This is a genomic window from Mixta mediterraneensis (genome assembly GCF_014946725.1).
GTDB classification, from domain to species: domain Bacteria; phylum Pseudomonadota; class Gammaproteobacteria; order Enterobacterales; family Enterobacteriaceae; genus Pantoea; species Pantoea mediterraneensis.
In genome coordinates this window covers 159,065-185,909 of record NZ_JACFXY010000009.1, presented here as the reverse complement: position 1 = coordinate 185,909, position 26,845 = coordinate 159,065, and the positions used below count along the sequence as shown (strand labels likewise).

The window sequence follows — 26,845 nt, the reverse complement described above, 5'->3', positions numbered from 1 at the left end:
CTCAGGCAGAAGACGCCACACGATATCCTCGGGAGTCTCGTGGGCTCGGAGTTGTGTATAAGCGGCAATCCTTGACCCGCGCTTCCGGCCAGCCCGCCCGCCGCTACGCGGTGCCTTCGCTTCTTCGGGATTTCTTTACGGACCGGACGGATTCGCCGTCCTGGCTCATGCCGTCCTCTTCGCGGCCTCCCTGCCGCTCGTCCTGAAATCCCTCATCCGCTCAGCGGGCAGGATGGCCTCTGGCAAACCTCCGCTGCAACAGCGGCTTTTTCCTTTTATGAATTTATCGCGATAATTTTGTAGCTTTGTGGCTTTTGATCCCCGACCAACAGAAAATACCCGGCTGAGGAAAATATGCCTTCATCGCGATGAATTTGTGACTTTTGCATCCCAGCCAACAGACAATGCCTGGCCGAGAAAAAACTTATCACTCACAGAAGGCGGTTTGAGGAGGCATCCGTCGCGCTGAGGAGAGAACGGAGGCCAGGACGAGCCGACAGGACGTCGGCGAGAGGCCGGAACGAGCCAGGACGGCGAGTCCGGACGGTCCGTCAGGCCGCAGTGAGTGACGAAGGGACAGCGAAGGCTGCCGGACGCCGGGATTGTTAAGGGGCGGGCGTAAGCCCCTTAACACGTCCGCCTGCACAGGCCGGGCTGAAACTCCCCCCCGCCTGGCGGGCGGAACCCTCACGGAGTGAACCATCCCACCCTGCGTGCCTGACCGGCTCGTCAGGCCATGCTGACTTCCCCGCCTGGCGGGCGGAACCCTCACGGAGTGAACCATCCCACCCTGCGTGCCTGACCGGCTCGTCAGGCCATGCTGACTTCCCCCCTGGCGGGCGGAACCCTCACGGAGTGAACCATCCCACCCTGCGTGCCTGACCGGCCCGTCAGGCCATGCTGACTCCCCCGCCTGGCGGTCAGAAACCTCACGGAGTGAAACCCCACCCGGCAGGTAAAACCTGCACGCCATACAAAGGATGAAACGCCTGGCGTTTCCCGAACCCCGTTCGGCTCCTGTCAATACCGATGGTAACTACGCTGCGCCGTACTCACCTTGTATAAATAACGACGTGACTCTGCTGACGGATGCTGTTTCGCCAGCGTCTGATAAACCTCGCTCGGCGACATGGCGTTGATAACACTGAACGCACGATCCTTATCACTCGAAAACACCCGGAGTACGCTGCCTGCACCACCGTTGTAAGCGGTGATCACTGCATAACGCCGGGACAGGGGATCCTGAATGCCGCCTAAATAACTTTTTTGCAGAATAGACAAGTACGCCGTTCCTGCGTCGATATTATTCTCTGGATCAAGCAAATAGCTGCGGCTTGGCTTGCCCCATTTGCCTTTCATGCGGAACACATCAACACCAGCCGTATGCTGCACCACCTGCATCAAACCCAGCGCGTCGGCATGGCTGACCGCATAGGGGTTAAAGCTCGATTCGGTTTGCATAATCGCCAGAATCAGCGAGGCATCCACGCCATACTCTTCGGCGGCTTTGCGCACTATCGGCAGATATTTATGGGCGCGTTTATCGAGGTGGTTCGGCACCATCGGGATAGTGATCGAATAAATCACATGCAGGCCCGACATGCGGCGCTTCAATTTATTTTTGATCAGATAATCAGCGAAGTTTTCGGCGCGACCCTGCCAGCGGATAGCCTGGCCGGTATTATCCAGCACCTGACCGTATAGCAGCGGCTCTTTGCTGATAACAATATCGTTGGCATCAGAGTAAAGATCGACATTGCCTGGATCGTCACCAATTAACAGCGTGGTCACAATCGCCTGACGCAGACTGGCCATCGGATCGGTTCCGGCAATAGTCTCGATGGTAATACTGCCGCTTTCGAAGTTGATGTGGCTGCGGGTGTAATAGTTATCGCTATATTTGACATAATCTTTCGGTCCGGCGATCAGAACCTCATTGATACCCCAAATATTCTCAATGTTATGGGCGAACTGGCCCATTAAAATGTCAAATCCGTTGGTATCCTTAACCCAGTCTTCGTGAAACAGCTGTTTTTTTTGTCCAGAACAGGAAACCAAAAGTGGTGCGATCACCAGCAGGGCTAGCAAATTTTTATTCATTGGAAATGTGTGCCTGACCAGGATAGTGGCCTCAATGTAGAGGCCAAAAGTATTTACGCTTCGGGCGGCGTGTAGCCTTCAATATGCACATCTTTGCCTTCAAACAGGAAATTCACCATCTCCTTTTCCAGCACTTTACGGTCTTCCGGGTTCATCATGTTGAGCTTCTTTTCATTGATCAACATGGTCTGCTTGGCCATCCACTTCTGCCAGGCTTCTTTGGATATTTCGTTGTAAATACGCTTGCCCAGATCGCCAGGATAGAGCTGAAAGTCCTGACCTTCAGCGTCACGTTGTAAAAAAGTACAAAAAATGGTGCGGCTCATTATTCTTCCTCATTAATCTCACAACTGTGCAAAGCCAGTTGTTGGGGATGGCGCAACTCGTGCAAAAGTCGCTCGACAGGTGCAGCTAATCCCACTGACGGTGGCAGCGCTAAGTTATACCAGAGACCGCCTGCTTCATCCATCGCCGCCCCGGCAGAAGGCCATGCCAGCCACATGGGAACAATATCCAGATGGAAATGGCTGAAGGTATGACGAAAAGCGGTTAACTGCTGCGGCTTAGCGTAGATGCCGCGTGCCTCTAACCAGTCAATTAAGGCTTCTTCATGGATAAATTGTGGAAAGCAGAACAAACCTCCCCATAATCCCACCGCTGGACGTTGTTCCAGCCAGACTTCGTCGCCATGTTGAATCATCAGGAACCAGCCGCTGCGTTCGGGCAAAATTTGTTTCGGCTTTTTACCGGGATAACTTGCCCAGCTGTTGTTAGCATACGCCACGCAGCCGCTGCTTAACGGGCAAGTTTCACATTTGGGTTTCGAGCGGGTACAGACAATCGCACCGAGATCCATCATTGCCTGGTTGAACTGGCTGACGCCTTCGGCGGGTGTGACGGTTTCACTGATTTGCCATAAGCGCTTTTCAACGTCCTTTTTACCCGGCCAGCCCGCCCCCGCATAGCAACGTGCCAACACGCGTTTTACATTGCCATCCAGAATCGGAAAATGCTGACCCAGCGACAGCGACAAAATTGCCCCTGCCGTTGAACGACCGACGCCAGGCAGCGCCGCCACATCATCAAAATTTTGCGGGAATTCACCTTTGTGCACATCAACAATCTGCTTTGCCGCTTTGTGCAGATTACGTGCACGAGCGTAGTAGCCAAGACCGGTCCAGAGATGTAGCACTTCATCTAACGGCGCAGCGGCTAACTCATTAACCGTCGGAAAGCGCGCCATAAAGCGTTCAAAATAGGGGATAACGGTAGCAACCTGGGTTTGCTGTAACATCACTTCGGACAGCCACACCTTATAAGGTGTTTTCTCTAACTGCCACGGCAGGGTTTTGCGGCCAAAGCGCTGATACCAGTCCAGCACCTGTTGCGCGAACTGCGGCGCTTGCATCATAAGAAGGAAATTTTCCGTGATTACTCTACACTCAGGCAGGAATTCCAGCACATGCGCAACTGGGTGTAAACCGGAAGATTGCAAAGGCTTGCTTCTGTTTATGAACTTTGCATAATGCCCGTTTCCCAGAACAGGCTAACCAGCAGGCTTTGACATGATTAATGACGTCATAACTCCGGAATTTGATGAGAACGGGCGCCCACTGCGCCGTATTCGCAGTTTTGTGCGCCGCCAGGGTCGGTTAACCAAAGGCCAGCAACTGGCGCTCGATAGTTACTGGCCGGAAATGGGCGTGGAATATCAGCCGGAGCCAATCGATCTGCCACTGCTGTTTGGCCACGAAGCGCCGGTAACGCTGGAAATTGGTTTTGGTATGGGCGCTTCTTTGGTGACCATGGCGCAAAACAATCCCCAGCAAAACTTTCTTGGTATCGAAGTTCATGCGCCGGGCGTCGGCGCGTGTTTAAGTGCAGCGAAAGAAGCGGGCGTCGAAAACCTGCGCGTAATGTGTCATGACGCAGTAGAAGTGCTGGAGAAGATGATTCCAGATAACTCGCTGCGTATGGTTCAGCTGTTTTTCCCTGACCCGTGGCACAAAGCGCGTCACAATAAGCGTCGTATCGTACAGGTCCCGTTTGCCGAATTGGTGATGCGCAAGCTGAAGCTGGGCGGCGTATTCCATATGGCGACTGACTGGGAAGCTTATGCCGTACATATGCTGGAAGTAATGAATAGCATTGATGGTTACAAAAATCAGTCCGAGAGCCAGAACTATGTGCCGCGTCCTGAGACACGTCCATTGACTAAATTTGAGCAGCGCGGGCAGCGTTTAGGCCATGGCGTATGGGATTTAATGTTTGAGAGGGTGAAATAATGGCCACGCAACGCAGCCGCCGTTTACGTAAAAAATTACACATTGATGAGTTTCAGGAGCTGGGTTTCTCCGTTGCCTGGCGTTTCCCGGAGGGGATGTCTGAAACTGAAATCGACGAAACGCTGAATCAATTTATTAATGAAGCCATCGATCCCAATGGCCTGGCCTATGACGGTAGCGGTTATCTGGCATGGGAAGGGCTGATTTGTTTGCAGCAAACCGGCAAATGCACCGAGGAACACCGTGAGCTGGTGCGTAAATGGTTACAGGATCGCAACCTGCAAGACATCCAGGTTACCGAACTCTTTGACGTCTGGTGGGACTAAGTTAGATCGCATCGGGCTGGCTTACTTGTGCTTTGCCTACCGGACAGTGCTCGCATTCTTCACGTACCCGTAGGTTTTGGATGCTGTGCGCTGACCAGCACAAAAATCACTGCGGCGCGAATGCCCGACCTTTCAGCACGGTTTCAGGTGGATAAGGAGAGTTAATGATTCGGAAAGTGCTTCTTACTGCGCTGCTGTTAGCAGCGACCCAGGCTCAGGCTGCGTATGAATGTAGCGTGAAGCCGAAGGATGATGTGATAATCAAGCCGCAAAGCGTGCAGGTAGTCGGCGCTAACGGTAATCTGGAAATCACGCCGCAGGGCGACGTGCAGTTCAATGCTCAGAAAGTGACGATGAACAATGCGGATCGCCAGAAAGCGATTGATTACCAAAATGCGTTGCGTCGCGATCTGCCATGGATTGACAGCGGAGCCACTTCGCGACTGGAAAAAAGCCGCGTGGCGCTGGATAAAGTCATTGTTGAGAAGCTCGGCGCTGACAGCAACGTGCGTAATCGCCTCAGTACGCTGAATGGCCAGTTAAAACAGCAGATGAACCGGATTATTGAGCATCGTCCGGACGGGTTAACTTTCCATCATCAGGCCATCGATCAGGTGCGCGCTGACGGCGAACAGCTGGTACAGACGACGCTGGGCGGTATTATGCAGGACAGCCTGAACGAAATGGGCAGTAAACAGGCCAGCAATGGCAGCAACCCGCTACAGGCTATTATGGGAAATCTTGGTGGGCTTCAGCAGTCGATTCAGGCGGAATGGAGCAACCAGGAACAGGACTTCAAAAACTTCGGACACGAAGTTTGTAACCGCGTTATTTCGCTGGAAGATCAGCGTAAAAGCCTGGTTGCAGATTTGAATAAGTAAATTGCCGCATCAGCCAGAACGGCTCTGGCTGATGCGTCTTTGCCAGCTATCTCAGGCTAAAAACAGTTCCAGCAGCGAATTCAAAAACAACTTTCCTTTCTCACTAATCTGCCAGTACTCATCTGTTTCAATGACATAGCCCGCCGCAATTGCCGCATCCATCTGTGGGCGAATTGCCTGTTCAGACAAGCCGGTATAACGCGTAAATTCGTTACGCGGTGCCGCCTCCAGCAGACGGAAGCGGTTCATAAAATATTCGAATGGCTTATCGGTGTCGGCGACATCATATTGCTTATCAAGGTATTTTCCCTGCATAAAGCCGCGTGGATGACGCGTTTTCACCGTGCGCACAATACGGCCATCAGGCTGCGTCAGTTTGCCGTGCGCGCCACAACCAATACCGAGATAATCACCAAAGCGCCAGTAGTTGAGGTTATGTTCGCAGCGATAGCCTGGCCTGGCGTAGGCCGACGTCTCATATTGCTGATACCCCGCAGCAGACAGCAACTGGTGGCCCTGCTCGAAAATATCCCATAGCGCATCATCATCCGGCAGCTTAGGTGGACGGGAAGCAAACAGCGTATTTGGCTCAATGGTCAGCTGATACCACGATAAATGCGGTGGGTTGAGCGCAATCGCCTGACGCAAATCATCCAGCGCGTCTTCCAGCGACTGATCGGGCAAACCGTGCATCAGATCGAGATTAAAGCTGCGTAGCTGTAAACCTTCTGCCAACTGTGCGGCGCGTCTGGCCTCTTCAGGCCCGTGGATACGACCCAGGCGCTCCAGCTTTTGTGGACTGAAACTTTGCACGCCAATTGAGATACGGTTAATACCGGCGCGTTGGTAAGCGCTAAAGCGGTCGGCTTCCACCGCGCCCGGATTAGCTTCCATGGTGATCTCAGCGCCTTCCGCCAGCGTTAAGCGCTCGCGCACACCATCCAGAAGCAGCTGCATGGCATGACTGCTTAACAGGCTTGGCGTGCCGCCACCAATAAACAGGGTATGCACTTCGCGATGATGAATCAGCGGCAGATCATTTTCCAAATCGTGTAGCAGGTGCTGCACATACTCAATGTGCGGCACCTCATCTTTCAGCGCGTGGGAATTGAAATCACAGTAAGGACATTTTTGTACGCACCACGGAATATGGATGTACAGACTCAACGGCGGTAGGTTAGGCATTACGCAGCGCTTCCAGCAACAGCGTCAATGCTTTACCACGATGAGAAACCGCGCCTTTTTCTGCTTTGCTCAGCTCGGCGGCGGTTTTTCCTGCTTCAGGAACATAAAAGACAGGATCATACCCAAAGCCACCTTCACCAGCACAGGTGCGGGTAATTACGCCCTCCCAGCTACCGTGAAAGACGAGCGGGGTAGGATCGTCGGCGTGGCGCAGATACACCAGCACGCAGTGGAATTGCGCCTGGCGATGGCCGTCAGGCACATTTTCCAGCGCGGTAAGCAGCTTTTCCAGATTCTGCTGATCGCTGGCCTGTTCTCCGGCGTAGCGCGCGGAATAGATTCCCGGTGCGCCGCCAAGTGCATCGACCGCTAAGCCGGAGTCATCAGCAATCGCCGGCAAACCGGTAATTTGCGCCGCGTGACGCGCTTTAAGAATGGCGTTTTCGATAAAGGTCAGGCCGGTTTCTTCAGCCGATTCCACGCCAAGTTCGGTTTGCGCCACAATATCCAGGCCAAAGGCGGATAACAGATCCGCCAGTTCACGCACTTTGCCGGGATTGCCAGTGGCGAGCACAACTTTTTGCATATCAGTTCCAGTTCAATTCGGTTACAGCAGATACCAGAGACCTGGGAACAGGTCCATGCCGAGAAAATTCAGTGCATACAACACCAGAATCACAATCATTGCTGAGAAATCGATGCCGCCCATTGCTGGCAAAATCCGGCGAATCGGAGCCATCAGCGGTTCGGTCAGCTGAATCAGGACGTAATCAACTGGCCCGCGGCCCTGGCTGATCCAACTCATCAGTGAGCGAATAATGATGACCCAGAACACCAGATAACCGGCCGATTTCACCAGTGACAGCAGGCCGACCAGCAGATTGGTGGGATCAATCGAGAACACGCCAACCTGAATCAATAACAGGATCGGATATTTAAGCGTAGTCAGTACAAAAGCCAGCAGCAGAGAGGCGGTATCAATCGGTCCCAGCGCAGGAATAATGCGGCGCAGCGGCTTAATGACTGGCTGAGTAATCTTCACTACAAACTGCGACAGCGGGTTGTAAAAATCACAGCGTGACCACTGCATCCAGATGCGCAGCAGCAGCACCATGACGTAGAGATCGATCAGCGTTTTTACTAAAAACGTCATTGTTAACATGAAGTTCCTCAATTATTGTTGTGGTTTGCTCGCGTAATTGCGCGCGCCAAATAATGCTGTGCCGATGCGCACCATAGTGCTGCCTGCGGCAATAGCGGCTTCCATATCATCGCTCATCCCCAGTGAGAGCGTATCGACACTGGCATAGTGCTGTTTCAGCTGTAGAAATGCGTCGGCCATTTGCTGACACACTGCCAGCTGTCGTTCGTAATCACGTTCTGGTGCGGGAATCGCCATTAATCCGCGTAGTTGAAGTTGCGGCAATTGTGTTATTTGCTGCGCCAGCTCAGGCACAGCCTCCAGCATGATGCCAGATTTGCTGTTTTCGTCACTGATATTTACCTGAATTAATACATTAAGCGGTGGCAGTGAGAGCGGACGCTGGTCATTCAAACGCTGCGCGATACGCTGGCGGTCCACGGTGTGACACCATGCGAAATTTTCTGCCACTAAGCGACTTTTATTGGATTGTAACGGGCCGATAAAGTGCCATTCCAGATGAGGATGTGCGGTCAACGCTTGAACTTTTTCAACCCCTTCCTGCACGTAATTTTCTCCAAAGGCCATTTGCCCGGCGGCGACGACGTCTTCGACCGCGCTCGCAGGTTTGGTTTTGCTGACTGCAAGCAGGGTAATTTCTTCTGGAGCTCTGCCGCAACGCGCGGCTGCAGCAGCGATTCGCTGTCGGACTTGCTGTAGGTTGTGCTGAATTGAGGTCATAGTCAGGAGAAATTATGGATCTGGATGAAATTGTGGCGCTTAGTGTAAAGCATAACGCTGCCGATCTGCACCTTTGCAGCGGACATTTGCCCTACTGGCGACGGCAGGGCCGTCTGGAAGCCTTGCCTGACTGGCCGAAAGTCACTTCGCAATGGATGACGCAGTTTATCAATATCTGGCTGGATGAGGCGCAGCAGCAACAGCTTAAAGCCGCAGGGCAGCTTGATTTCGCGCTGAACTTATCCGGTGGTCAACGGCTACGCGCGAATCTGTTCAGACAGCGGCAGGGGCTGTCTTTAGCATTACGTACTATCGCCAGCCAGTGTCCGGCGCTGGAAAGTTTACGCTTGCCTGCGATAGTGTCCTCGCTGCTGGAAAAAGATGACGGGCTGATTTTAATTACCGGTCCTACCGGCAGCGGTAAATCGACCACCCTGGCGGCCATCGTGGATGCGATTAACCGTCAGCAGGCGCGACACATTATTACGCTGGAAGATCCCATCGAGTTTATTCATCACAGTCAGCAATCGCTGATCCAGCAGCGTGAAGTGGGCGTTCATTGCCATTCGTTTAGCCACGGACTGAAAGCTGCACTACGTGAAGATCCGGATGTGATCTTGCTGGGCGAGTTGCGTGACAGCGACACCATTCGCCAGGCGCTGACCGCAGCCGAAACCGGGCATCTGGTGCTGGCAACCTTGCATACACGTGGCGCAGCGCAGGCCGTGGATCGTTTGGTTGATGTTTTTCCGGCAGAAGAAAAAAACCTGGTGCGTACGCAATTAGCCGGCAGCCTGAAAGCGGTGATCGCTCAGCGGCTGGTCTCCTCGTCTGAAGGCAAACGCATTGGCCTGTTTGAAGTGCTGGTGGCAACATCGGCGGTGTCGAATCTGATCAGAGAAGGGAAGATGCACCAGATTCCCGGCGTGCTACAAACCGGCGCACATGCCGGTATGCAGACTTTTGAACAGAGCATGTTAGCGCGTCAGGCAGAAGGATTGATTCAGTAATGCGTTTCGAACCAGTCTTGCAAAATGATTGCCGCAGACTGGGAATCAACCGAGCCTTTGTTCAGAGCGCGATATCCCCTGCGCTCAAACAGCCCGGCACGCGCTTCAATTGTACTGAGACGTTCATCCTGTAATTCGATGCGCACACCAAAGCGACCGTGGAGGCGATTGGCAAACTTACGCGCGCGGGCAGTTAATTCCTGCTCTGTACCGTCCATATTCAGCGGTAAGCCGACGACGACAAAGTCGGGCTGCCACTCTTTGAGCAGCTTTTCTATCTGCTGCCAGTCTGGCGTGCCGTTCTGGGCCTTTAATGCCGCTAACGGGCGAGCACTGCCGGTAAGTTGCTGTCCTACCGCCACACCGATGCTTTTGGTGCCAAAGTCGAAGCCTAGCAAGGTATGATTTAACATCAGGCGTGTCCGGCGTCGCTGGCCATATTGTGAATATCAACGCCAATACTGCGCGCCGCTTCACGCCATCGCTCAGCAATGGGTGTTTTAAATAGGATATTGCTGTTTGCGGATGTGGTCAGCCACGCATTTTCCATTAGCTCACTTTCCAGCTGATCTTTTTCCCAGGCACAGTAGCCCAGCGCTACCAGCACGTTCTCCGGTTGCGATTTTGTCCCAATCGCTTCCAGCACATCTCGCGAAGTCGTGATCACCGTGGTGTCGGAGATACGCACACTGGCGGAAAAAATGCGTTGTGCAGAGTGCAGGATAAAACCGCGATCTTCTGCCAGTGGACCACCGGAAAATACCGGTTTATCCAGCTTAATGGCCGGATCGCGATTGTCTGAATCGATCCTGAGCTTTTTAAGAATGCTTTCCACCGTCAGATTCTCCATGGGCTTGTTGACGATCAGTCCCATGGCTCCTTCTTCGTTGTGTTCACAAACGTACACCACGGAACGTTTGAAGAAAGGGTCTTGCAGCGAAGGCATGGCAATCAAAAAATGATGCTGTAAATTCATTCTCACTCGATGTACCAAAAATAACCGGCGCGCAATTGCCCGCCGGTGTTGGGTTGATTTCGGAGCATGACTCCCGCGTCATGCTCAGCCCAGATGTTTTTCGATGGCATCCATCAACATACCGGTGATTGAAATAGGGAATGCTGCCTCAATTTCGCGCACGCATGTCGGGCTGGTCACGTTAACTTCTGTCAGTTTATCACCGATGATGTCCAGACCGACAAAAATCAGCCCTTTTGCTTTCAACGTTGGACCAACGCGACGGGCAATTTCCCAGTCGCTTTCCGTTAGCGGGCGAGCTTCACCGCGTCCGCCTGCGGCGAGATTACCGCGCGTTTCACCACCCTGCGGAATGCGCGCCAGGCAATAAGGCACCGGTTCGCCATCAACGACCAGAACGCGTTTGTCGCCGTCTTTGATGGCGGGAATATAATTCTGCGCCATGCAAAAGAATTTGCCATGGTTGGTCAACGCTTCCGTAATCACTGAAAAGTTAGGATCTTCTTGCTTCACGCGGAAAATCGACGCGCCTCCCATACCATCCAGCGGTTTCATGATGATATCGCCATGCTCTTGCCAGAAAGCGCGAATTTTCTCTTTATTGCGAGTCACTAAAGTGTCCGGTGTAAACTCGGCAAACCATGCAGTATAGAGCTTTTCGTTGCAGTCACGCAGGCTTTGCGGCTTGTTAACAATAAGCGTGCCTTGCTCTTCTGCGCGTTCCAGAATATAGGTTGCATAGATAAATTCGGTATCAAAGGGGGGATCTTTACGCATCAGAACCACGTTCAGATCGGCGAGTTTAATCTCCTGCTCGCTGCCAAACTGATACCAGCCGTCGTAATTTTGCTCGACGCTCAGCAGACGGGTGCGGGCATAAGAGACACCGCCACGCAGCGAGAGATCACCCATCTCCATGTAGTGGATTTCGTAACCACGGCGCTGTGCTTCCAGCAACATGGCGAAGCTGCTGTCTTTTTTAATATTGATGGACGCGATGGGGTCCATCACGATGCCAAGCTTAATCATTATTCTCTCCTCAATGAGGCGGAATTACCGTCTCGTTCCTTGCGGTCAGCGTTGGGCTGATCAGTCAGGACGCCGTGTGTGCTGCGTGCGTCATAAAAATTATCGCTTAACCCAGGTCGCCAAACCTCACCTGAAGTGCCGTAATGGCGGTCAACGCGGTGGTTTCAGTGCGTAAAACCCGAGGGCCAAGCAAAATGTCAGTAAATTCATGTTGCGCTGTCATGGCGATCTCGTCAGCGGTAAGGCCGCCTTCCGGGCCAATCAGCAAACGCACCCGCTCAACCGGCTGCGGCAACGTATTAATACTGTGGCTGGCGCGAGGATGAAGATTGAGCTTTAGCCCCTTATCGTCCTCGGCACACCACGCTTCCAGCGTCATCGCCTCGCGAATTTCCGGTACGCGATTGCGGCCACACTGTTCGCAAGCAGCAATAGCGATCTTTTGCCATTGCTGGGTCTTCTTTGCCAGTCTTTCTGCATCCAGCTTTACGCCACAGCGTTCAGAAAACAGGGGCGTAATCACATTGACACCCAGCTCAATGGATTTCTGAATAGTGAATTCCATTTTTTCACCGCGTGACATCACCTGGCCTAAATGCATGAACAAAGGTGATTCACGATCGCTCAGCTGGCTTTCCAGGACACTTACTTTTACACGCTTTTTATCAACATGCGTGATCTCTGCCGCAAAAGTCAGATTACTGCCATCGAAGAGTTCCAGACGCTGGCCGCTGCTCATACGCAGTATACGGCCGACGTGATTAGATGCATCTTCATCTAGGGTAATTTCACTGCCAACGCTGAGCGGTTCAGCATGATAAATGCGAGGTATGCGCATAAGGTTCCTGAGGATGAACGCCGCGCTGAATGCCGCGGCAGAATCGAGAAAACAGCTAGTTTAGGGCAGGGTTTTTAGCGCTGGCAAGCTTGCAATACATAAGGATTATGGTTGCCCTGCACGCGCGCGATGCGTTTATCACGTTCGCATTCCCATGCAGTTACCGGATAAAGCTTGTTCCACGCCGTGAAAAGCTGGGTTTGCTGACGTGACAGGCGAAGATGATACTGGTCGCGCATGTAAAAATACGTGCGTGCAATCGCCCCGCGCGCACGTACAGGTGGCTCGGCAACCTTCTGCCTGAAATCTACTTTCATACTGCACTGACCATAAGGCTGATCGCCGCCGTTCCACTGGCTATAGGCCAGGTTACCGCGATCGCCATTCACTTCGCCGACAGCGGGTTGCAGATTATGCAGATCAGTTTCAATACGGCGATACCCGGCATCTTTTCGGCAATTTTTGCGACCACCGTTTTGCCAGCATTGCCGCTGATGACCAAATTCCCAGGCAGGCACGACATGTTCCCATTCAATGCGTTCAGCACGATTGGCATTTTTCCGTACCTGATAACCGCAGCTGTTCAGATCGGGAATGCCTTTTTTACCTTTCCAGCTGATTTTACAGCCGCAGTAAAATGTTCCCGGCGCGTCAGCATTAATCTGCGCGGCATAAACTTTAGCCTGCTGAAAATTATTCTGATGATAGTTATTCAGACTCAGCGCACTGGCGGCAAAGGGAGCAAATAACAGCGAAACAGTAATACAAATTTTGCGAGACATATTCCCCTCTACTCAGACCTAAAAAAGGGCGGCAGGGTAACAGAATGGGGAATCACGCGGAATGAGAATTCTGCTCAGGAAGGGGAATACTCGCCTGGTTTTAACAGGCAGCCGCAGTGAACGCAGCGGTATTCGCTTTCACCACGTATTACCCGGTTATGACGACGCACAGTGAGCTGGTGTTGCTGGCACTGACAGCGATAGGAGAAGGCACGGCTGCGTACCGATCCCAGTTCAAAACGATGGGTACGCTGAGCGGGCACGCCAAGTATGCTTTCCATCATCCATTTCCACTCTTTGCCGTGTGGCGCAACACGACCAAATTTTTTCCATACCAGCAGATGCGCCAGTTCATGTGGCACGACTTCGTCAATAAACGCCTGTTGGTTTTCAAGCAACAAAACCGGATTGAGACGGATTTCCCACTTCTCCAGCCAGGCGGTTCCGGCAGCCGTACCGCGCTGCTGATAAACCAGTTTAGGTTCGGGGAAATCGCTCTCTAGTGTTTGATTAGCCAGATCAAGCGAATAGCGCAGAGAACGCATCACGGCTTGCTGGAGCGCGATGGGCAGGCGAGGAGTTTTCATGGCGCTAAGAATAAGGGGAGGCGGGAGTGAACTCAATATCAGAAAAGAAAACGGCGGGAAGACGTCCCGCCGTCAAAGGTGATTATCAGTCGTGTGAACCGATGTCGCGCAGTTTTCTGCCTTTCATCAGGTTGCGTTCGATGTGCTCCAGCGAGATGTTTTTGGTCTCAGGAATCAGCATTACCGTCAACAGGATAAAGAACACATTCAGCAGCGCGTATACCCAGAAGGTCGGCGCGTTGCCCAGCGTATTCAGCATCGTCAGGAAGGTAGCACCGACGATCATATTCGCAATCCAGTTGGTGGTCGTGGATACGGTAATACCAAAATCGCGGCCTTTCAGCGGCTGAATTTCAGAACACAGCACCCAGATTAACGGACCCGCCGACATAGCGAAGCCAATGATAAACATCAGCAGCATGCCGATGGCAAAATATTGCGCACCCGACGAGTTAATGCCTATATGCAGCATCGTACCCAGAATGCCCATGCCCGCAGCCATCACCAGGAAGCCGAGGATCAGCGTTGGTTTACGGCCCCAGCGGTCCACCAGACCAATCGCGATAAAGGTAGCCAGTACGTTGACGAGGCCAACGATTACCGTGCCCCACATCTGTTCCGTGGTGTTAGAAAAGCCCGCAATCTCAAAGATTTTCGGCGCATAGTACATGATGACATTCATACCGGTGAACTGCTGCATCACCTGCAACAGAATGCCGAGGAATACTGCACGACGGAAATTGCTGTTGTCTTTGAACAGGCCCCAACCGGATTGCTTGATCTTCAGGCTGTCACGAATTTCATCCAGCTCACGCTTTGCCTGCTCGCTGGTATCGCGCAGGCGATCCAGCACGCGCTGTGCATCACGGAAGTTGCCTTTCGCCGCCAGCCAGCGAGGGCTGTTAGGCAGGAAAAACACCCCAACCAGCAGCAGCGCCGCAGGAATGGTGATGACGCCCAGCATCCAGCGCCAGTTGCCAGTGAAGCTGAATGCCGTATCTGTCAGATAAGCCCCAAGGATACCGATAGTGATCATCAGCTGATACAGCGAAATCATACTGCCGCGTATTTTTTCTGGCGCGATTTCAGAGAGATAAAGCGGTGCAGTGTAGGAAGCGATACCCACAGCCAGGCCCAGTAAAACGCGCGCGCAAATCAGCATCTCAGGGTTTGGCGACATTGCCGACCACAGAGAACCGATTACGAACAGAATTGCACCTGCCATCAGGCTTTTCTTACGGCCCAGGCGAGACGACATCCAGCCACTACCGATAGCACCAACGGCTGCACCGAACATCATTGAGCTGACGATCCACTCTTGCTGGTGTGCCGTAACGTTAAAGTCTTTTGCGATGAACGGCAAAGCACCGGCGATAACGCCAATATCCAAGCCGAACAGCAGGCCAGCAAGAGCCGCCAGGAAGCAGACAAAAAAGGTCATCGCCTTATTTGATGTTCTGCTTTTGTGTGTGTTGCCAGGCATAGTGCCTCCAGATTTATCCATCGTTGTTTTTATCAATGTTAAAAAACCTTGTCCGGGAAAAAAGTGAGGGCGATCACATCAGTGTAATCGTTTACACAAGCTGAAGCCCTGAAATTCAGCATTTTCAGCCCAAAAAGGTCAAATAACCAGTGAGGTGTAGCACTCATTAAGTCTCTGACATTACTCTAATTATCAGCAATCAGACGACGCTGAAAATAACGCATTTTCACCAGAATAACTACGTCGTTTAATTTTTAAATTACAGATAAATAAAGCGTTTAAAACTGTAATCGTTAACATTTCTCTTACAGGAAAGGCGAAAAGAAGTGTAGCTGAGATAAAAAAAACTGCTGGCTGGCGGCAATTTTTCATCGCGCCTGAAAAACGGCAATAAAAAACCCCGCTTTATCAGCAGGGTTTTCAGGTAATGCTTAGAGGAAAGCGTGAACTTATACTTACAGACCGGCAGCGTCGCGCAGGAGTGCCGCTTTGTCAGTTTTTTCCCATGGGAAATGCTCACGGCCAAAATGACCATATGCAGCGGTTTCTTTATAGATTGGATGCAGCAGATCCAGCATCTGAATCAAACCGTAAGGACGCAGATCGAAGAACTCACGGACCAGCAGAGTCAGCTGCTCGCTAGAGATTTTCTCGGTGCCGAAGGTTTCAACCATGATAGACGTTGGTTCAGCAACGCCGATAGCGTAAGAAACCTGAATTTCACAACGATCCGCCAGACCGGCCGCCACGATATTTTTCGCAACATAGCGTGCAGCGTAAGCGGCTGAACGGTCAACTTTTGATGGATCCTTGCCTGAGAACGCGCCGCCACCGTGACGAGCCATACCGCCGTAAGTATCCACAATAATTTTACGGCCGGTCAGACCACAGTCGCCCATTGGGCCGCCGATAACAAAACGACCGGTTGGGTTGATGTGGTATTTGGTGGAAGCGTTTAACCATTCTGATGGCAGCACAGGCTTAATAATCTCTTCCATCACTGCTTCTTGCAGGTCTTTCTGGCTGATCTCTTCCGCATGCTGCGTTGACAGCACGACAGCATCGATACCGACGATCTTGCCGTCGTTGTACTGGAAAGTAACCTGGCTTTTCGCATCAGGACGCAACCACGGCAATGAACCGTTTTTACGTACTTCCGCCTGACGCTGTACTAAACGGTGTGCGTAAGTCACTGGCGCTGGCATCAGCACGTCGGTTTCGTTGGTGGCATAACCAAACATCAGGCCCTGGTCGCCTGCGCCTTGTTCCAGCGGATCGGTACGGTCAACGCCCTGGTTGATGTCTGGGGATTGCTTACCGATTGCGCTCAGCACAGCGCAAGAGTTGGCATCAAAGCCCATATCGGAATGAACATAGCCGATTTCACGTACGGTGTTACGGGTGATCTCTTCAATGTCGACCCAGGCGCTGGTGGTGATTTCACCGCCAACCAGAACCATACCGGTTTTAACGTAAGTTTCGCAGGCCACGCGTGCTTTTGGATCCTGTTCCAGGATTGCATCAAGCACGGCATCAGAGATTTGGTCAGCGATTTTATCAGGATGTCCTTCTGATACGGACTCGGACGTAAAAAGGTGTTTAGCCATTCTGTTCTTTACCTTACAAATGGTTTGAATTCGACTGCATAGCGTAAGTGAGGCCGGACCTGACTCAACGCCCCTTCAGGCAAAGCCGCGAGCAGTTAGGAAGTGCCAGTACATCAGGCTAACACCGCCTGGATATTAACCTGTTTAGATGGAAAACCATCTGGACGTCTATTTTAGGTTACAGAATGCGCGAATTACCAGCCCTTTTTCTGTTTCAGCATTTTACATATCGACAAAACGAAGAAATTTTTCCGGCTGTACAGCGAATAACCAAATAATCTTTTTGCATTTTTTAGCTGCAAACTGTATAAAACGCCGCTGCTTTTAAGCAGCAAAAAGGATGACGTCATCACGCGTCGCGCCTGTCAGATTTGCTTCTGACATTCACCCAGGTTGTTTTCCATATACCCCTGGTATGTGTGGAGGTGATACAAGTAATGAACCCTATTCTCTTCCCTTTCGGTTCTCTGCGCAGTTGCGCCGCGCTGGTTTTCTCCTGCTTCCTATCTTTTTCTCTGTCTTGCCGACATTTTGTTCGTTGCGGTAATTATCCCGACACGAGCGCCGGTTAATCTGTCGCGCTATCCTTACGTTTTAGTTCCTTCATTATGCTGATGCAGGTGAATGACGCACATTATCCGTGGTCCTTTTATACGTAACTGGCCGGGGTGTTTTACACTTACTCTCATGCGTGAATCGCACTGACGGCAATGTCAGGTGAACAGGACCTTGCGATACATGGAGCAACGAATTTCCAGATTAGCGGCATTAAAGCCGGTTAATAGTTTTATCTTTCAACGGAAAATTGAGGTTCGTGATGTCTGACGACGTGAAGAATATCAAGGGTTCGTCAGCTGGCGAACAGGGTGCACTCCGCTCAATGCAGGAGGTAGCAATGAACGATCAGGATGCCAGCAAAATGCTGCGTACCTATAACATCGCCTGGTGGGGCAACAACTATTACGACGTAAACGAACTGGGCCATATTAGCGTATGCCCGGACCCGGATCAGCCGGACGTGCGCGTTGACTTAGCCAGGCTGGTGAAAGAGCGCGAAGCGCAAGGCCAGCGCCTGCCTGCTCTGTTCTGCTTTCCGCAGATTTTGCAGCATCGTTTGCGTTCTATTAACGCCGCGTTCAAACGCGCACGCGAATCCTACGGTTATACCGGTGATTACTTCCTGGTCTATCCGATCAAAGTTAACCAGCACAAACGCGTGATTGAGTCTCTTATCCATTCCGGCGAACCGCTGGGGCTGGAGGCCGGTTCGAAAGCGGAACTGATGGCGGTGCTGGCGCATGCCGGGCAAACGCGCTCAGTAATTGTGTGTAATGGCTACAAAGACCGCGAATACATACGTCTGGCGCTGATTGGCGAAAAAATGGGGCACAAGGTTTATCTGGTGCTCGAAAAAATGACCGAAGTGCGGCTGGTACTTGAAGAGGCTGAACGCCTGAACGTTGTGCCGCGCCTGGGTATTCGCGCCCGTCTGGCGTCGCAAGGGTCCGGTAAATGGCAGTCGAGCGGTGGTGAAAAATCCAAATTTGGCTTGTCGGCGACGCAGGTACTGAAACTGGTTGAGATCATGCGCAATGCAGGCCGTATCGACAGCCTGCAACTGCTGCATTTCCATCTTGGCTCACAGATGGCGAATATTCGCGACATCGCCACGGGCGTTCGTGAATCGGCGCGTTTCTACGTTGAACTGGCCAAACTGGGCGTCAATATTAAGTGCTTTGACGTCGGCGGTGGGTTGGGCGTGGATTATGAAGGCACCCGTTCACAGTCTGACTGCTCGGTCAACTACGGCCTGAATGAGTACGCCAACAACGTGATTTGGGCAATTGGCGATGCGTGTGATGAGCACGGCCTTGAACATCCGACGGTGATCACTGAGTCTGGGCGTGCAGTAACCGCGCATCACACTGTGTTGGTGTCCAATATTATTGGCGTTGAGCGTAATGAGTTCAGCGAGCCGGAAACGCCAGATACCGATGCACCGCGTCCGATTCTCAGCATGTGGGAAACCTGGCAAGAGATGCACGAGCCAAACACGCGCCGTTCACTGCGTGAATGGTTACACGACAGCCAGATGGATTTGTTTGATATTCATACCGGTTACTCTTCCGGTACTTACGATCTCAAACAGCGTTCCTGGGCTGAGCAGCTTTATCTCAGTATCTGCCATTACATTCAGCAGCATCTTGATCCGAGCAATCGCGCGCATCGTCCAATCATTGACGAGCTGCAGGAGCGAATGGCAGATAAAATCTACGTCAACTTCTCGCTGTTCCAGTCAATGCCGGATGCGTGGGGAATTGATCAACTATTCCCGGTGCTGCCGCTGGAAGGGCTGAATAAAAAGCCGGAGCGCCGTGCGGTGCTGCTTGATATTACCTGTGATTCCGATGGCACCATCGATCACTACGTTGATGGCGACGGCCTTGCCACCACCATGCCGATGCCGGAATATGACGTAGAAAATCCGCCTATGCTGGGCTTCTTTATGGTGGGCGCTTATCAGGAGATTCTGGGCAACATGCACAACCTGTTTGGTGATACCGAAGCGGTGGATGTATATGCCCGTCCAGACGGCGAAGTGGATGTGCAGCTTTCTGATGAAGGCGATACCGTTGCGGATATGTTGCGCTACGTTCAGCTCGATCCCAATGAGTTGATGACGCTGTTCCGTAATCAGGTAACAGAAACGGAGCTTGATGAAGATCTGCGCGAGCAATTCCTGCAAGAGTTTGAAAGTGGTCTTTATGGGTATACCTATTTAGAAGACGAGTAATCTGCATTGGGCTGGGCACTTTGCGTGCTCAGCCTGTAATTAAAGGCATTCTGCACGCTTACTAACAAGCCTGGTTGTTAACGCAGCCAGTAGTTCCGTTTTACAGTTTCATGCTTTTTCAGCTTTTCCGAAAAATCGCACTACGCTCACTCTGCACTTGTCCTCGCCTGTGAAAAAAACATATTTTTCAAAAAGATATGGCGGATTCTGCCAATGTTTTTATGCAACTAAGATGTGAATCGTAATCCTATTGAAATATTGCCAGGTTATACGTTAGGTATTGAACTGCCATACTGAGAGCATGTCCTAATGCGTAAAGAGCAAAACAGCAAAGGTGGTTATGTGGAATACGTGCTTTATGGCCTGAGGATCACACTTTTTCTGGCTTTAATCATCGGTGTGGTAGTGGTGAGGTCGGCTGCAAAGGATATTGATAACGATTATTAGTAAAGAAGTCAGTACACTGATTCCTTCAATGATGCCTGTTCTTTCCTGTTTTCCTCTTAATCTCTTCTGTATTTTTGGTTTTTGTTTACACCATTCTGAACGGTTAATCTCTGAATTAACTTATTGATATAATTCTTGGATTTTTCTCGGTTTTCTATCAGCGTTTTCCGTTTTAGGATCTGTAATACTTACACATACACATAAGAATAAATTATTCTATGACGTGCTAGCGAGCTGGCTTCAAATGATGAATTTTTCTAAAGTCTCCTCTGCATAATGAGAGCGTGATTTAAAAGCACTTCTCACCCCGTTTTTTAGTTTTAAGTATAAACTAATCGCCTGCTAGTTATATCGAATTGAAAATTGTATAACGCTTTTTAGCTATTATCTGTAACTACAATATCCAGTACTAATAAAGAGGAAAAGCAATAGAGTTATATTGTTTAACTGACTGTATTAAATTCTTTTTTTAAAATTATTGTATCTGGCTAGTAAGCCTGGTGTAAAAAAACACAGCGTTATGTGTTAAGAAATTTCTTAAACATCTTGTGCCATTTCTTACGCTATGTTACATAGGATTCGCTAAAACTTCCTCCCGTCAGTCACGCTGTTTTTTGACTGGCGATCTGCGCCAGGAAACACTGCTAAAAATTTTCTGTGATAAACAGAAGGCCCTTTTTTTGTCTTTTTTAATGATAAAACGAGTGGCAGGTCGCGCGAAAAAAGAACGATCCAGGAAGTGAATGTACATGGCTGCTTATTATTTAATTAAAAACTAAAACAGTATCGTGATAGCTCGTAAGCATCACAAATGCAGAAAAAAGAAGGACAGGCTCAGGCTGATAAATTTCTTAAGTAAACGCTCACGTTTGCCAAATGACCATGTTGTTATTTAACCGGTAAAAAGCAACTAGATCTTATTAATATTTTGATTTTAAAGGTTTATTTAAAGATCCCTCTAAGGGTATAGCCAGTACTAAAGTACGATATAAGGAATGTATAGTTCTGTTTTCAAACGATTGTCGATAGATAAACAGAATAAAGTCACCGATTGGTGAAATTTAACGCTAGTCCGCAGACATAAACGACGCAGCTTCAGGCGCGGCTATCTGCGTGAGCACATAAAATAAATGATGAAAGCACCATGTTAATTGAGAAAGCGAAGTCCACAACTTTGATAATGCGCAGGCGTTTTCCAGCCTTATCACTGGCGAATCTGCAAAATCACCTTGGCAAAATTATCATTTTACTGCCAATGGCACTGCTACTGATTTACCTGATAATTTTCAGCCAGCCGCGCTTTATGAGCGAATCTAAAGTGGCGATTAAACGCTCTGATGATATTAATGGCAGCAGCCTGAACGTTGGTTTATTGCTGGGTGCGTCAAACCCCAGCTCGGCAGAAGATGCGCTCTATTTAAAGGAGTACATCAACTCACCGGATATGCTGGCCGTACTGGATAAGCAGCTTAATTTTCATGAAGCCTTCAGCCACAGCGGACTGGATTTTCTTAATCATTTAGCAAAAGAAGAAACCGCCGAACGTTTTCTTGCGTATTACCGCAGCCGCATCAGCGTGGCCTATGACGATAAAACCGGTTTGCTGGATATTCAGACACAAGGCTTTACGCCTGAATTTGCTAAGCGGTTTAACCAGGCGGTGCTGAAAGAGTCTGAGCGTTTTATCAATGAACTTTCTCATCGTATTGCCCGCGATCAGCTGACTTTTGCAGAAAACGAAATGCAAAAAGCTCGCGCCAGACTGGACCAGAGCAAAGGCGAGTTGCTGTCTTATCAGAACCACAACAATGTCTTAGATCCCGAAGCGCAAGCACTAGCCGCCAGTACGCTGGTTAATACGCTGGTAGGACAGAAAATCCAGATGGAAGCGGACCTGCGTAATTTGCTGACTTATTTGCGTGACGATGCGCCGCAGGTTATTAGCGCAAAAAACGCCGTCGCGTCGCTGCAATCACAGATTGATGATGAGAAAAGCAAAATCACCGCGCCAGAAGGGCACAAGCTCAACCGCATGGCTGTAGATTTTGAAGAGATCAAAGCCAAAGTGGCTTTCGATACTGATATTTATAAGTTAGCGCTTACTTCTATTGAAAAGACGCGTGTAGAAGCAGCACGTAAATTAAAAGTGCTGTCGGTGATCAGTTCGCCGCAGCAGCCACAAGAATCCACCTTCCCGAATGTCCCTTATTTAATTGCCTGCTGGTTACTGGTGTGCTGCCTGCTGTACGGCACGCTGAAACTGCTGCTGGCTGTTATTGAAGATCATAAAGATTAATGCCGTCGCCCCAGGGAAATTGAACGAGTTCGCCATGAAATTATTGAAGTCTCTGTTATTCATTGCTGCGTGCCAGGCTCTACCCGCCAGCGCAATCGATATAAATGCCGATCCTAATCTGACCGGCGCAGCACCGTTACCTTCTTTTATTACTGGTCAGCAGAACACGGTACAATGCAGCGATGGCTTTGATAATACGCCACCGCCAACCGCGCCGATGGTGATGAGCCGCATGTTTGGTGCGCAGTTGTTCAACGGCAACAGTGCCGATAACGGCGCCAGCGTCGGCTTTAACCCGAACTATGTCATCAGACTTGGCGACACCATCCAGGTGCGTTTGTGGGGCGCATTCACTTTTGATGGCGCGCTGGCGGTCGATCCTAAAGGCAATATCTTCCTGCCGAACGTCGGCCCGCTGAAGGTTGCCGGTATCAGCAATAGCCAGCTAAATAACCTGGTGACGACGCGTGTTAAACAGGTATATCAAAGTAATGTGAACGTCTACGCTTCGCTGTTGCAGGCGCAGCCAGTAAAAGTTTATGTCACCGGTTTTGTGCGCAATCCAGGGCTTTATGGCGGCGTGACCTCGGACTCTTTACTCAATTACCTGATCAAAGCCGGCGGCGTCGATCCTGATCGCGGTAGCTACGTGGACATAGTGGTGAAACGCGGTAATCGTGTGCGCTCTTCTGTCAATCTGTATGACTTCTTGCTCAACGGTAAACTTGGTCTTTCACAGTTCGCCGATGGCGACACCATTGTGGTTGGTCCGCGCCAGCATACCTTTAGCGTGCAGGGCGATGTGTTCAATAGCTATGACTTTGAATTCCGTGACAGCACCATTCCTGTGACGGAGGCGTTGAGCTGGGCGCGTCCGAAACCAGGTGCGACACACATGATCATTATGCGTCAGCAAGGCACGATGAAGCGCAGCGAATATTATCCGCTGAACACCGCCGCAGGTCGTATGTTGCAGGATGGCGATACGCTAATTATTAGCTCTGACCGTTACGCTGGCACTATCCAGGTTCGCATTGAAGGTGCGCATTCTGGCGAACATGCACTAGTACTGCCTTATGGTTCAACCATGCGTTCCGTACTGGCGCAGATTCGTTCTAACAGCATGTCGCAGTTGAAAGCCATTCAGCTTTATCGCCAGAGCGTGGCGACACGCCAGAAAGAGATGCTGGATCTGTCGTTGCAAAAACTGGAAGAAGCCTCGCTGTCGGCGCAATCTTCGACCAAAGAAGAAGCCAGCCTGCGTATGTAGGAAGCCCAGCTTATCAGCTGCTTTGTGGCAAAAGCCCGCACCGTGGTGCCAAAAGGCGAAGTGATTCTTAACGAAAAAAACCTGGACTCCGTGTTACTGGAAGATGGCGACGTGATCAATATTCCAGAGAAGAGTTCGCTGGTGATGGTACATGGCGAAGTGCTGTTCCCGAATGCAGTGAGCTGGGAGAAGGGACTTAGCCCGCAAGATTACCTTGAGAAATGTGGCGGCCTGACGCAGAAAACCAGCAACGCCAAAATTATCGTGATTCGTCAAAATGGTGCAGCTGAGAATGCTGAAGATGTGGGTTCCTTAAATCCGGGCGACGAGTTGATGGTGCTGCCGAAATATGAGTCGAAGAATATCGAAGTGACACGCGGCATTTCCACCATCCTGTATCAGCTGGCCGTTGGCGCGAAAGTGATTCTGTCGATTTAAGGACTCAGGAACATGATTGGTATCTTTTCTTCAGGTATCTGGCGCATTCCACATCTGGAAAACTTTCTGGCACAGCCGTGCCAGAAGATCTCTGTGCTGCGACCACTGCCAGAAGAAATTGATGCCATCGCTGTTTGGGGCCATCGTCCCAGCGCCCGTAAGCCGGTAGAAATGGCTCGCGCAGCCGGAAAATCGATTCTTCGTCTGGAAGATGGTTTTATCCGTTCGCTGGATTTAGGTGTGAATGGCGCGCCGCCGCTTTCCATGGTGCTGGATGAAGAGGGCATCTATTACGATGCTAATCAGCCCAGCACGCTGGAAAGACTGATTAAAGATACTACTGGGAATCTGCCTTTTGCTATTCAGGCAGAAGAGGCGATGCAGTCTATCGTTACAGAAGATTTGTCCAAATATAACCAAGCCCCTGCCTTTAAAGCAGGTATGAGTTTGCCCTCTGACTTAGTATTGGTAGTCGATCAGACCTTTGGTGATATGTCTGTCACCTATGGCAATGCCGGGCCGGATGATTTTGCGGCCATGCTTGAAGCGGCAATCAGTGAAAACCCGAACGCCATCATCTGGGTAAAAGTGCGTCCTGATGTATTGCAAGGCAAAAAGGCGGGTTATTACGCCGAACTAAAATCCACGCATCGCGTTCATTTGATGGCAGATGACGTCAGCCCGCAATCGTTGCTGCGTCATGTTTCGCGCGTCTACGTGATGACATCGCAATACGGTTTCGAAGCGTTAATGGCGGGCAAACCGGTTTCCCGCTTTTGTCAGCCCTGGTATGCGGGGGGGGGGTTAACTGATGATCGCCCTCCGAAAGCTGAGCAGCTTGCTAAGCGTCGCGGACCAGCAACCCTAAATGAACTGTTTGCGGCAGCTTATTTACGCTATAGCCGCTATATCGATCCGCTGACAGGCGCAGCAGCAACATTGTTTGACGTGATGCGCTGGTTGCAGCTACAGCGTCGCCATCAGCAACAGCGTAATGGGCATTTATGGGCACCGGGCTTAACGTTGTGGAAATCAACGATTCTCAGGCCTTTTTTGGCTTTGTTGAATAAATCGAACTTTTGCTGAGTTGAAGGATCAGATCACGCATCCTCCCGACAACACAGACCGTTCCGTGGCAAAGCAAAAGTTCAAAATCACCAACTGGCCCACCTACAACAAAGCCCTCATCAACCGTGGCTCCCTCACTTTCTGGCTGGACGATGAAGCGACTCATGCCTGGTATGAGTCGGCAACGCCTTCATCACGGGGAAGACCTCAGCGCTATTCTGACCTTGCCATCACCACCGTCCTGATGATTAAACGCCTGTTCCGGCTGACCCTGCGGGCTGCGCAGGGTTTTATTGATTCCATTTTTGCCCTGATGAACGTTCCGTTGCGCTGCCCGGATTACAGCAGTGTCAGCAAGCGGGCAAAGTCGGTTAATGTCTGTTTCAAAACACCCACCCGGGGTGAAATCGCACACCTGGTGATTGATTCCACCGGGCTGAAGGTTTTTGGTGAAGGCGAATGGAAAGTCAAAAATCACGGCAAAGAGCGCCGTCGTACCTGGCGGAAGCTGCATCTGGCCGTTGACAGCAGAACACATGAAGTCATCTGCGCGGACCTGTCTCGGCACACCGGCACGGACTCAGAAGTTTCCCCGGGTCTTACCCGGCAGACACCCAAAAAAATCAGGGCAGCCGCAGCAGACGGCGCTTACGACACCCGACTCTGTCACGATGAACTGCGGCGCAAGAAAATCAGTGCCCTCATCCCGCCCCGAAAAGGAGCGGGTTACTGGCCCGTAGAGTACGCAGACCGTAACCGTGCAGTAGCGAATCAGCGGCTGACCGGGAGTAATGCCCGGTGGAAATGGACAACAGATTACAACCGTCGCTCGATAGCGGAGACGGCCATGTACAGGGTAAAGCAACTGTTCGGAGGTTCACTGACGCTGCGTGATTACGATGGTCAGGTAGCAGAGGCTTTGGGCATGGTGCGTGCGCTGAATAAAATAACGAAGGCTGGTATGCCAGAAAGCGTGCGTATTGCCTGAAAACCCGGTCAGCTACAGAGTCACTCGTCCTGAAGCTGATTTATTCAACAAAGCCCCATCAGATGCAGAAAAAACCGTGACCGTTAACGGCGGGGCCGTACATTTTAAAGGAAAGGTGGTAGCTGCACCCTGCTCCGTCAGTACGGATTCCAGCGACTAGGAAGTTAAACTGGGTGAATACACCACTCACCATTTTAAAACAACCGGAATTTTGGGATCGGTGGTTCCGTTCCAGATAAAACTGGAAGACTGCGATACCTCCGTTGCAAAAACCGCATCCGTTGCATTCTCAGGACGCTCAGACACTTCTGTAACTGACGGTACGCTGCTGGCCGTCGATCAGGATTTATCTTCTGGCAACGCCGGAACGGCAACCAACATCGGCATCCAGATTCTGGATAACAAGTCTAACCCTGTGAAGTTTGACGGCACCACGTTTATTAATAAAACCCAACTGATCGACGGTGAAAATATTCTGAAATTCGCCGCCCAGTATAAATCTACCGGTACAGCCACTGCTGGTGATGCAAACGCGGACGTTAACTTCATCATGCAGTACAACTAAATTATCTG

The 26,845-nt window shown here is 51.0% G+C and carries 23 protein-coding genes and 2 pseudogenes; 10 read left to right on the top strand and 15 right to left on the bottom strand.

What is annotated here, in order from left to right:
* Positions 1 to 1,020 precede the first annotated feature (1,020 nt).
* Genes mltC through mutY form a run of 3 tightly spaced genes read right to left on the bottom strand, consistent with a single transcriptional unit; the run spans position 1,021 to position 3,511 of the window.
* The gene (mltC, locus tag H2P46_RS16625) at positions 1,021 to 2,100 is read right to left on the bottom strand and encodes a membrane-bound lytic murein transglycosylase MltC (RefSeq protein WP_193406017.1); all 1,080 of its coding nucleotides are present in this window, start codon (positions 2,098 to 2,100) and stop codon (positions 1,021 to 1,023) included.
* Between the two features lie 53 nt (positions 2,101 to 2,153).
* Complete coding sequence (locus H2P46_RS16620; RefSeq protein WP_009087157.1) at positions 2,154 to 2,426, bottom strand: oxidative damage protection protein; 273 nt, start codon at positions 2,424 to 2,426, stop codon at positions 2,154 to 2,156.
* Positions 2,426 to 3,511 (bottom strand): A/G-specific adenine glycosylase, encoded by a 1,086-nt coding sequence (mutY, locus tag H2P46_RS16615; RefSeq protein ID WP_193406016.1) that lies wholly within the window; start codon positions 3,509 to 3,511, stop codon positions 2,426 to 2,428. Before mutY ends, H2P46_RS16620 begins: the two co-directional genes overlap by 1 nt.
* A 154-nt stretch (positions 3,512 to 3,665) precedes the next feature.
* On the opposite strand from mutY, the gene trmB reads away from it, so the two are divergent.
* The 3 genes from trmB to H2P46_RS16600 all read left to right on the top strand — a co-directional run bounded on the left by trmB (position 3,666) and on the right by H2P46_RS16600 (position 5,592).
* Positions 3,666 to 4,385 carry a tRNA (guanosine(46)-N7)-methyltransferase TrmB gene (trmB, locus tag H2P46_RS16610; protein ID WP_193406015.1) on the top strand — a complete coding sequence of 240 codons (720 nt, stop codon included), beginning with the start codon at positions 3,666 to 3,668 and terminating at the stop codon, positions 4,383 to 4,385.
* Positions 4,385 to 4,711, top strand: a complete 327-nt coding sequence (locus H2P46_RS16605; protein ID WP_193406014.1) for a YggL family protein — start codon at positions 4,385 to 4,387, stop codon at positions 4,709 to 4,711. The genes trmB and H2P46_RS16605 overlap by 1 nt, the downstream gene beginning before the upstream one ends.
* Before the next feature lie 164 nt (positions 4,712 to 4,875).
* Complete coding sequence (locus H2P46_RS16600) at positions 4,876 to 5,592, top strand: YggN family protein (protein ID WP_193406013.1); 717 nt, start codon at positions 4,876 to 4,878, stop codon at positions 5,590 to 5,592.
* A gap of 51 nt (positions 5,593 to 5,643) precedes the next feature.
* Here the strand turns inward: H2P46_RS16600 and hemW are convergent, their stop codons facing one another.
* Genes hemW through H2P46_RS16580 form a run of 4 tightly spaced genes read right to left on the bottom strand, consistent with a single transcriptional unit; the run spans position 5,644 to position 8,659 of the window.
* On the bottom strand, positions 5,644 to 6,777 hold the full coding sequence (gene hemW / locus H2P46_RS16595) for a radical SAM family heme chaperone HemW (protein ID WP_193406012.1): 1,134 nt from the start codon (positions 6,775 to 6,777) through the stop codon (positions 5,644 to 5,646).
* Positions 6,770 to 7,363: an XTP/dITP diphosphatase gene (locus H2P46_RS16590; protein ID WP_193406011.1), complete on the bottom strand. Its 594-nt coding sequence runs from the start codon at positions 7,361 to 7,363 to the stop codon at positions 6,770 to 6,772. Before H2P46_RS16590 ends, hemW begins: the two co-directional genes overlap by 8 nt.
* Positions 7,364 to 7,384: 21 nt before the next feature.
* Positions 7,385 to 7,939, bottom strand: a complete 555-nt coding sequence (locus H2P46_RS16585; RefSeq protein WP_193406010.1) for a YggT family protein — start codon at positions 7,937 to 7,939, stop codon at positions 7,385 to 7,387.
* 12 nt (positions 7,940 to 7,951) lie between these two features.
* Positions 7,952 to 8,659, bottom strand: a complete 708-nt coding sequence (locus tag H2P46_RS16580; RefSeq protein WP_193406009.1) for a YggS family pyridoxal phosphate-dependent enzyme — start codon at positions 8,657 to 8,659, stop codon at positions 7,952 to 7,954.
* A gap of 14 nt (positions 8,660 to 8,673) precedes the next feature.
* Here H2P46_RS16580 and H2P46_RS16575 point away from each other — a divergent pair, with 14 nt between their 5' ends.
* Entirely contained in the window at positions 8,674 to 9,669 is a 996-nt protein-coding gene (locus H2P46_RS16575) for a type IV pilus twitching motility protein PilT (RefSeq protein WP_193406008.1), read from the top strand.
* Here H2P46_RS16575 and ruvX read toward each other — a convergent pair.
* The 8 genes from ruvX to metK form a co-directional block, all read right to left on the bottom strand.
* Positions 9,663 to 10,082 (bottom strand): Holliday junction resolvase RuvX, encoded by a 420-nt coding sequence (gene ruvX / locus H2P46_RS16570; protein ID WP_193406007.1) that lies wholly within the window; start codon positions 10,080 to 10,082, stop codon positions 9,663 to 9,665. The genes H2P46_RS16575 and ruvX overlap by 7 nt on opposite strands.
* Entirely contained in the window at positions 10,082 to 10,645 is a 564-nt protein-coding gene (locus tag H2P46_RS16565) for a YqgE/AlgH family protein (RefSeq protein WP_193406006.1), read from the bottom strand. The genes ruvX and H2P46_RS16565 overlap by 1 nt, the downstream gene beginning before the upstream one ends.
* 84 nt (positions 10,646 to 10,729) lie before the next feature.
* Positions 10,730 to 11,674: a glutathione synthase gene (gene gshB, locus H2P46_RS16560; RefSeq protein WP_193406005.1), complete on the bottom strand. Its 945-nt coding sequence runs from the start codon at positions 11,672 to 11,674 to the stop codon at positions 10,730 to 10,732.
* Positions 11,675 to 11,780: 106 nt separating this feature from the next.
* The gene (gene rsmE / locus H2P46_RS16555) at positions 11,781 to 12,512 is read right to left on the bottom strand and encodes a 16S rRNA (uracil(1498)-N(3))-methyltransferase (RefSeq protein ID WP_193406004.1); all 732 of its coding nucleotides are present in this window, start codon (positions 12,510 to 12,512) and stop codon (positions 11,781 to 11,783) included.
* Positions 12,513 to 12,586: 74 nt separating this feature from the next.
* Positions 12,587 to 13,294, bottom strand: a complete 708-nt coding sequence (endA, locus tag H2P46_RS16550; RefSeq protein WP_193406003.1) for a deoxyribonuclease I — start codon at positions 13,292 to 13,294, stop codon at positions 12,587 to 12,589.
* Positions 13,295 to 13,368: 74 nt separating this feature from the next.
* Positions 13,369 to 13,881 carry a SprT family zinc-dependent metalloprotease gene (locus tag H2P46_RS16545; RefSeq protein WP_193406002.1) on the bottom strand — a complete coding sequence of 171 codons (513 nt, stop codon included), beginning with the start codon at positions 13,879 to 13,881 and terminating at the stop codon, positions 13,369 to 13,371.
* Between the two features lie 85 nt (positions 13,882 to 13,966).
* Positions 13,967 to 15,364 carry a sugar porter family MFS transporter gene (locus H2P46_RS16540; protein WP_193406030.1) on the bottom strand — a complete coding sequence of 466 codons (1,398 nt, stop codon included), beginning with the start codon at positions 15,362 to 15,364 and terminating at the stop codon, positions 13,967 to 13,969.
* 455 nt (positions 15,365 to 15,819) lie between these two features.
* Positions 15,820 to 16,971: a methionine adenosyltransferase gene (gene metK / locus H2P46_RS16535; RefSeq protein ID WP_193406001.1), complete on the bottom strand. Its 1,152-nt coding sequence runs from the start codon at positions 16,969 to 16,971 to the stop codon at positions 15,820 to 15,822.
* An 817-nt stretch (positions 16,972 to 17,788) separates the two neighbouring features.
* On the opposite strand from metK, the gene speA reads away from it, so the two are divergent.
* From speA to H2P46_RS23045, 6 genes and pseudogenes are all read left to right on the top strand, one after another.
* On the top strand, positions 17,789 to 19,765 hold the full coding sequence (gene speA / locus H2P46_RS16530; protein WP_193406000.1) for a biosynthetic arginine decarboxylase: 1,977 nt from the start codon (positions 17,789 to 17,791) through the stop codon (positions 19,763 to 19,765).
* Positions 19,766 to 21,356: 1,591 nt separating this feature from the next.
* Positions 21,357 to 22,508, top strand: a complete 1,152-nt coding sequence (locus H2P46_RS16525) for a capsule biosynthesis protein (protein WP_193405999.1) — start codon at positions 21,357 to 21,359, stop codon at positions 22,506 to 22,508.
* 34 nt (positions 22,509 to 22,542) lie between these two features.
* Positions 22,543 to 24,216: pseudogene (locus H2P46_RS16520) on the top strand (polysaccharide biosynthesis/export family protein).
* Between the two features lie 12 nt (positions 24,217 to 24,228).
* Positions 24,229 to 25,272 (top strand): annotated as a pseudogene (locus tag H2P46_RS16515) (capsular polysaccharide export protein, LipB/KpsS family); the annotation flags it as partial.
* Positions 25,273 to 25,303: 31 nt separating this feature from the next.
* Entirely contained in the window at positions 25,304 to 26,272 is a 969-nt protein-coding gene (locus H2P46_RS16510; RefSeq protein ID WP_193405997.1) for an IS5 family transposase, read from the top strand.
* A gap of 169 nt (positions 26,273 to 26,441) precedes the next feature.
* On the top strand, positions 26,442 to 26,837 hold the full coding sequence (locus H2P46_RS23045; RefSeq protein ID WP_275092434.1) for a fimbrial protein: 396 nt from the start codon (positions 26,442 to 26,444) through the stop codon (positions 26,835 to 26,837).
* Positions 26,838 to 26,845 lie beyond the last annotated feature (8 nt).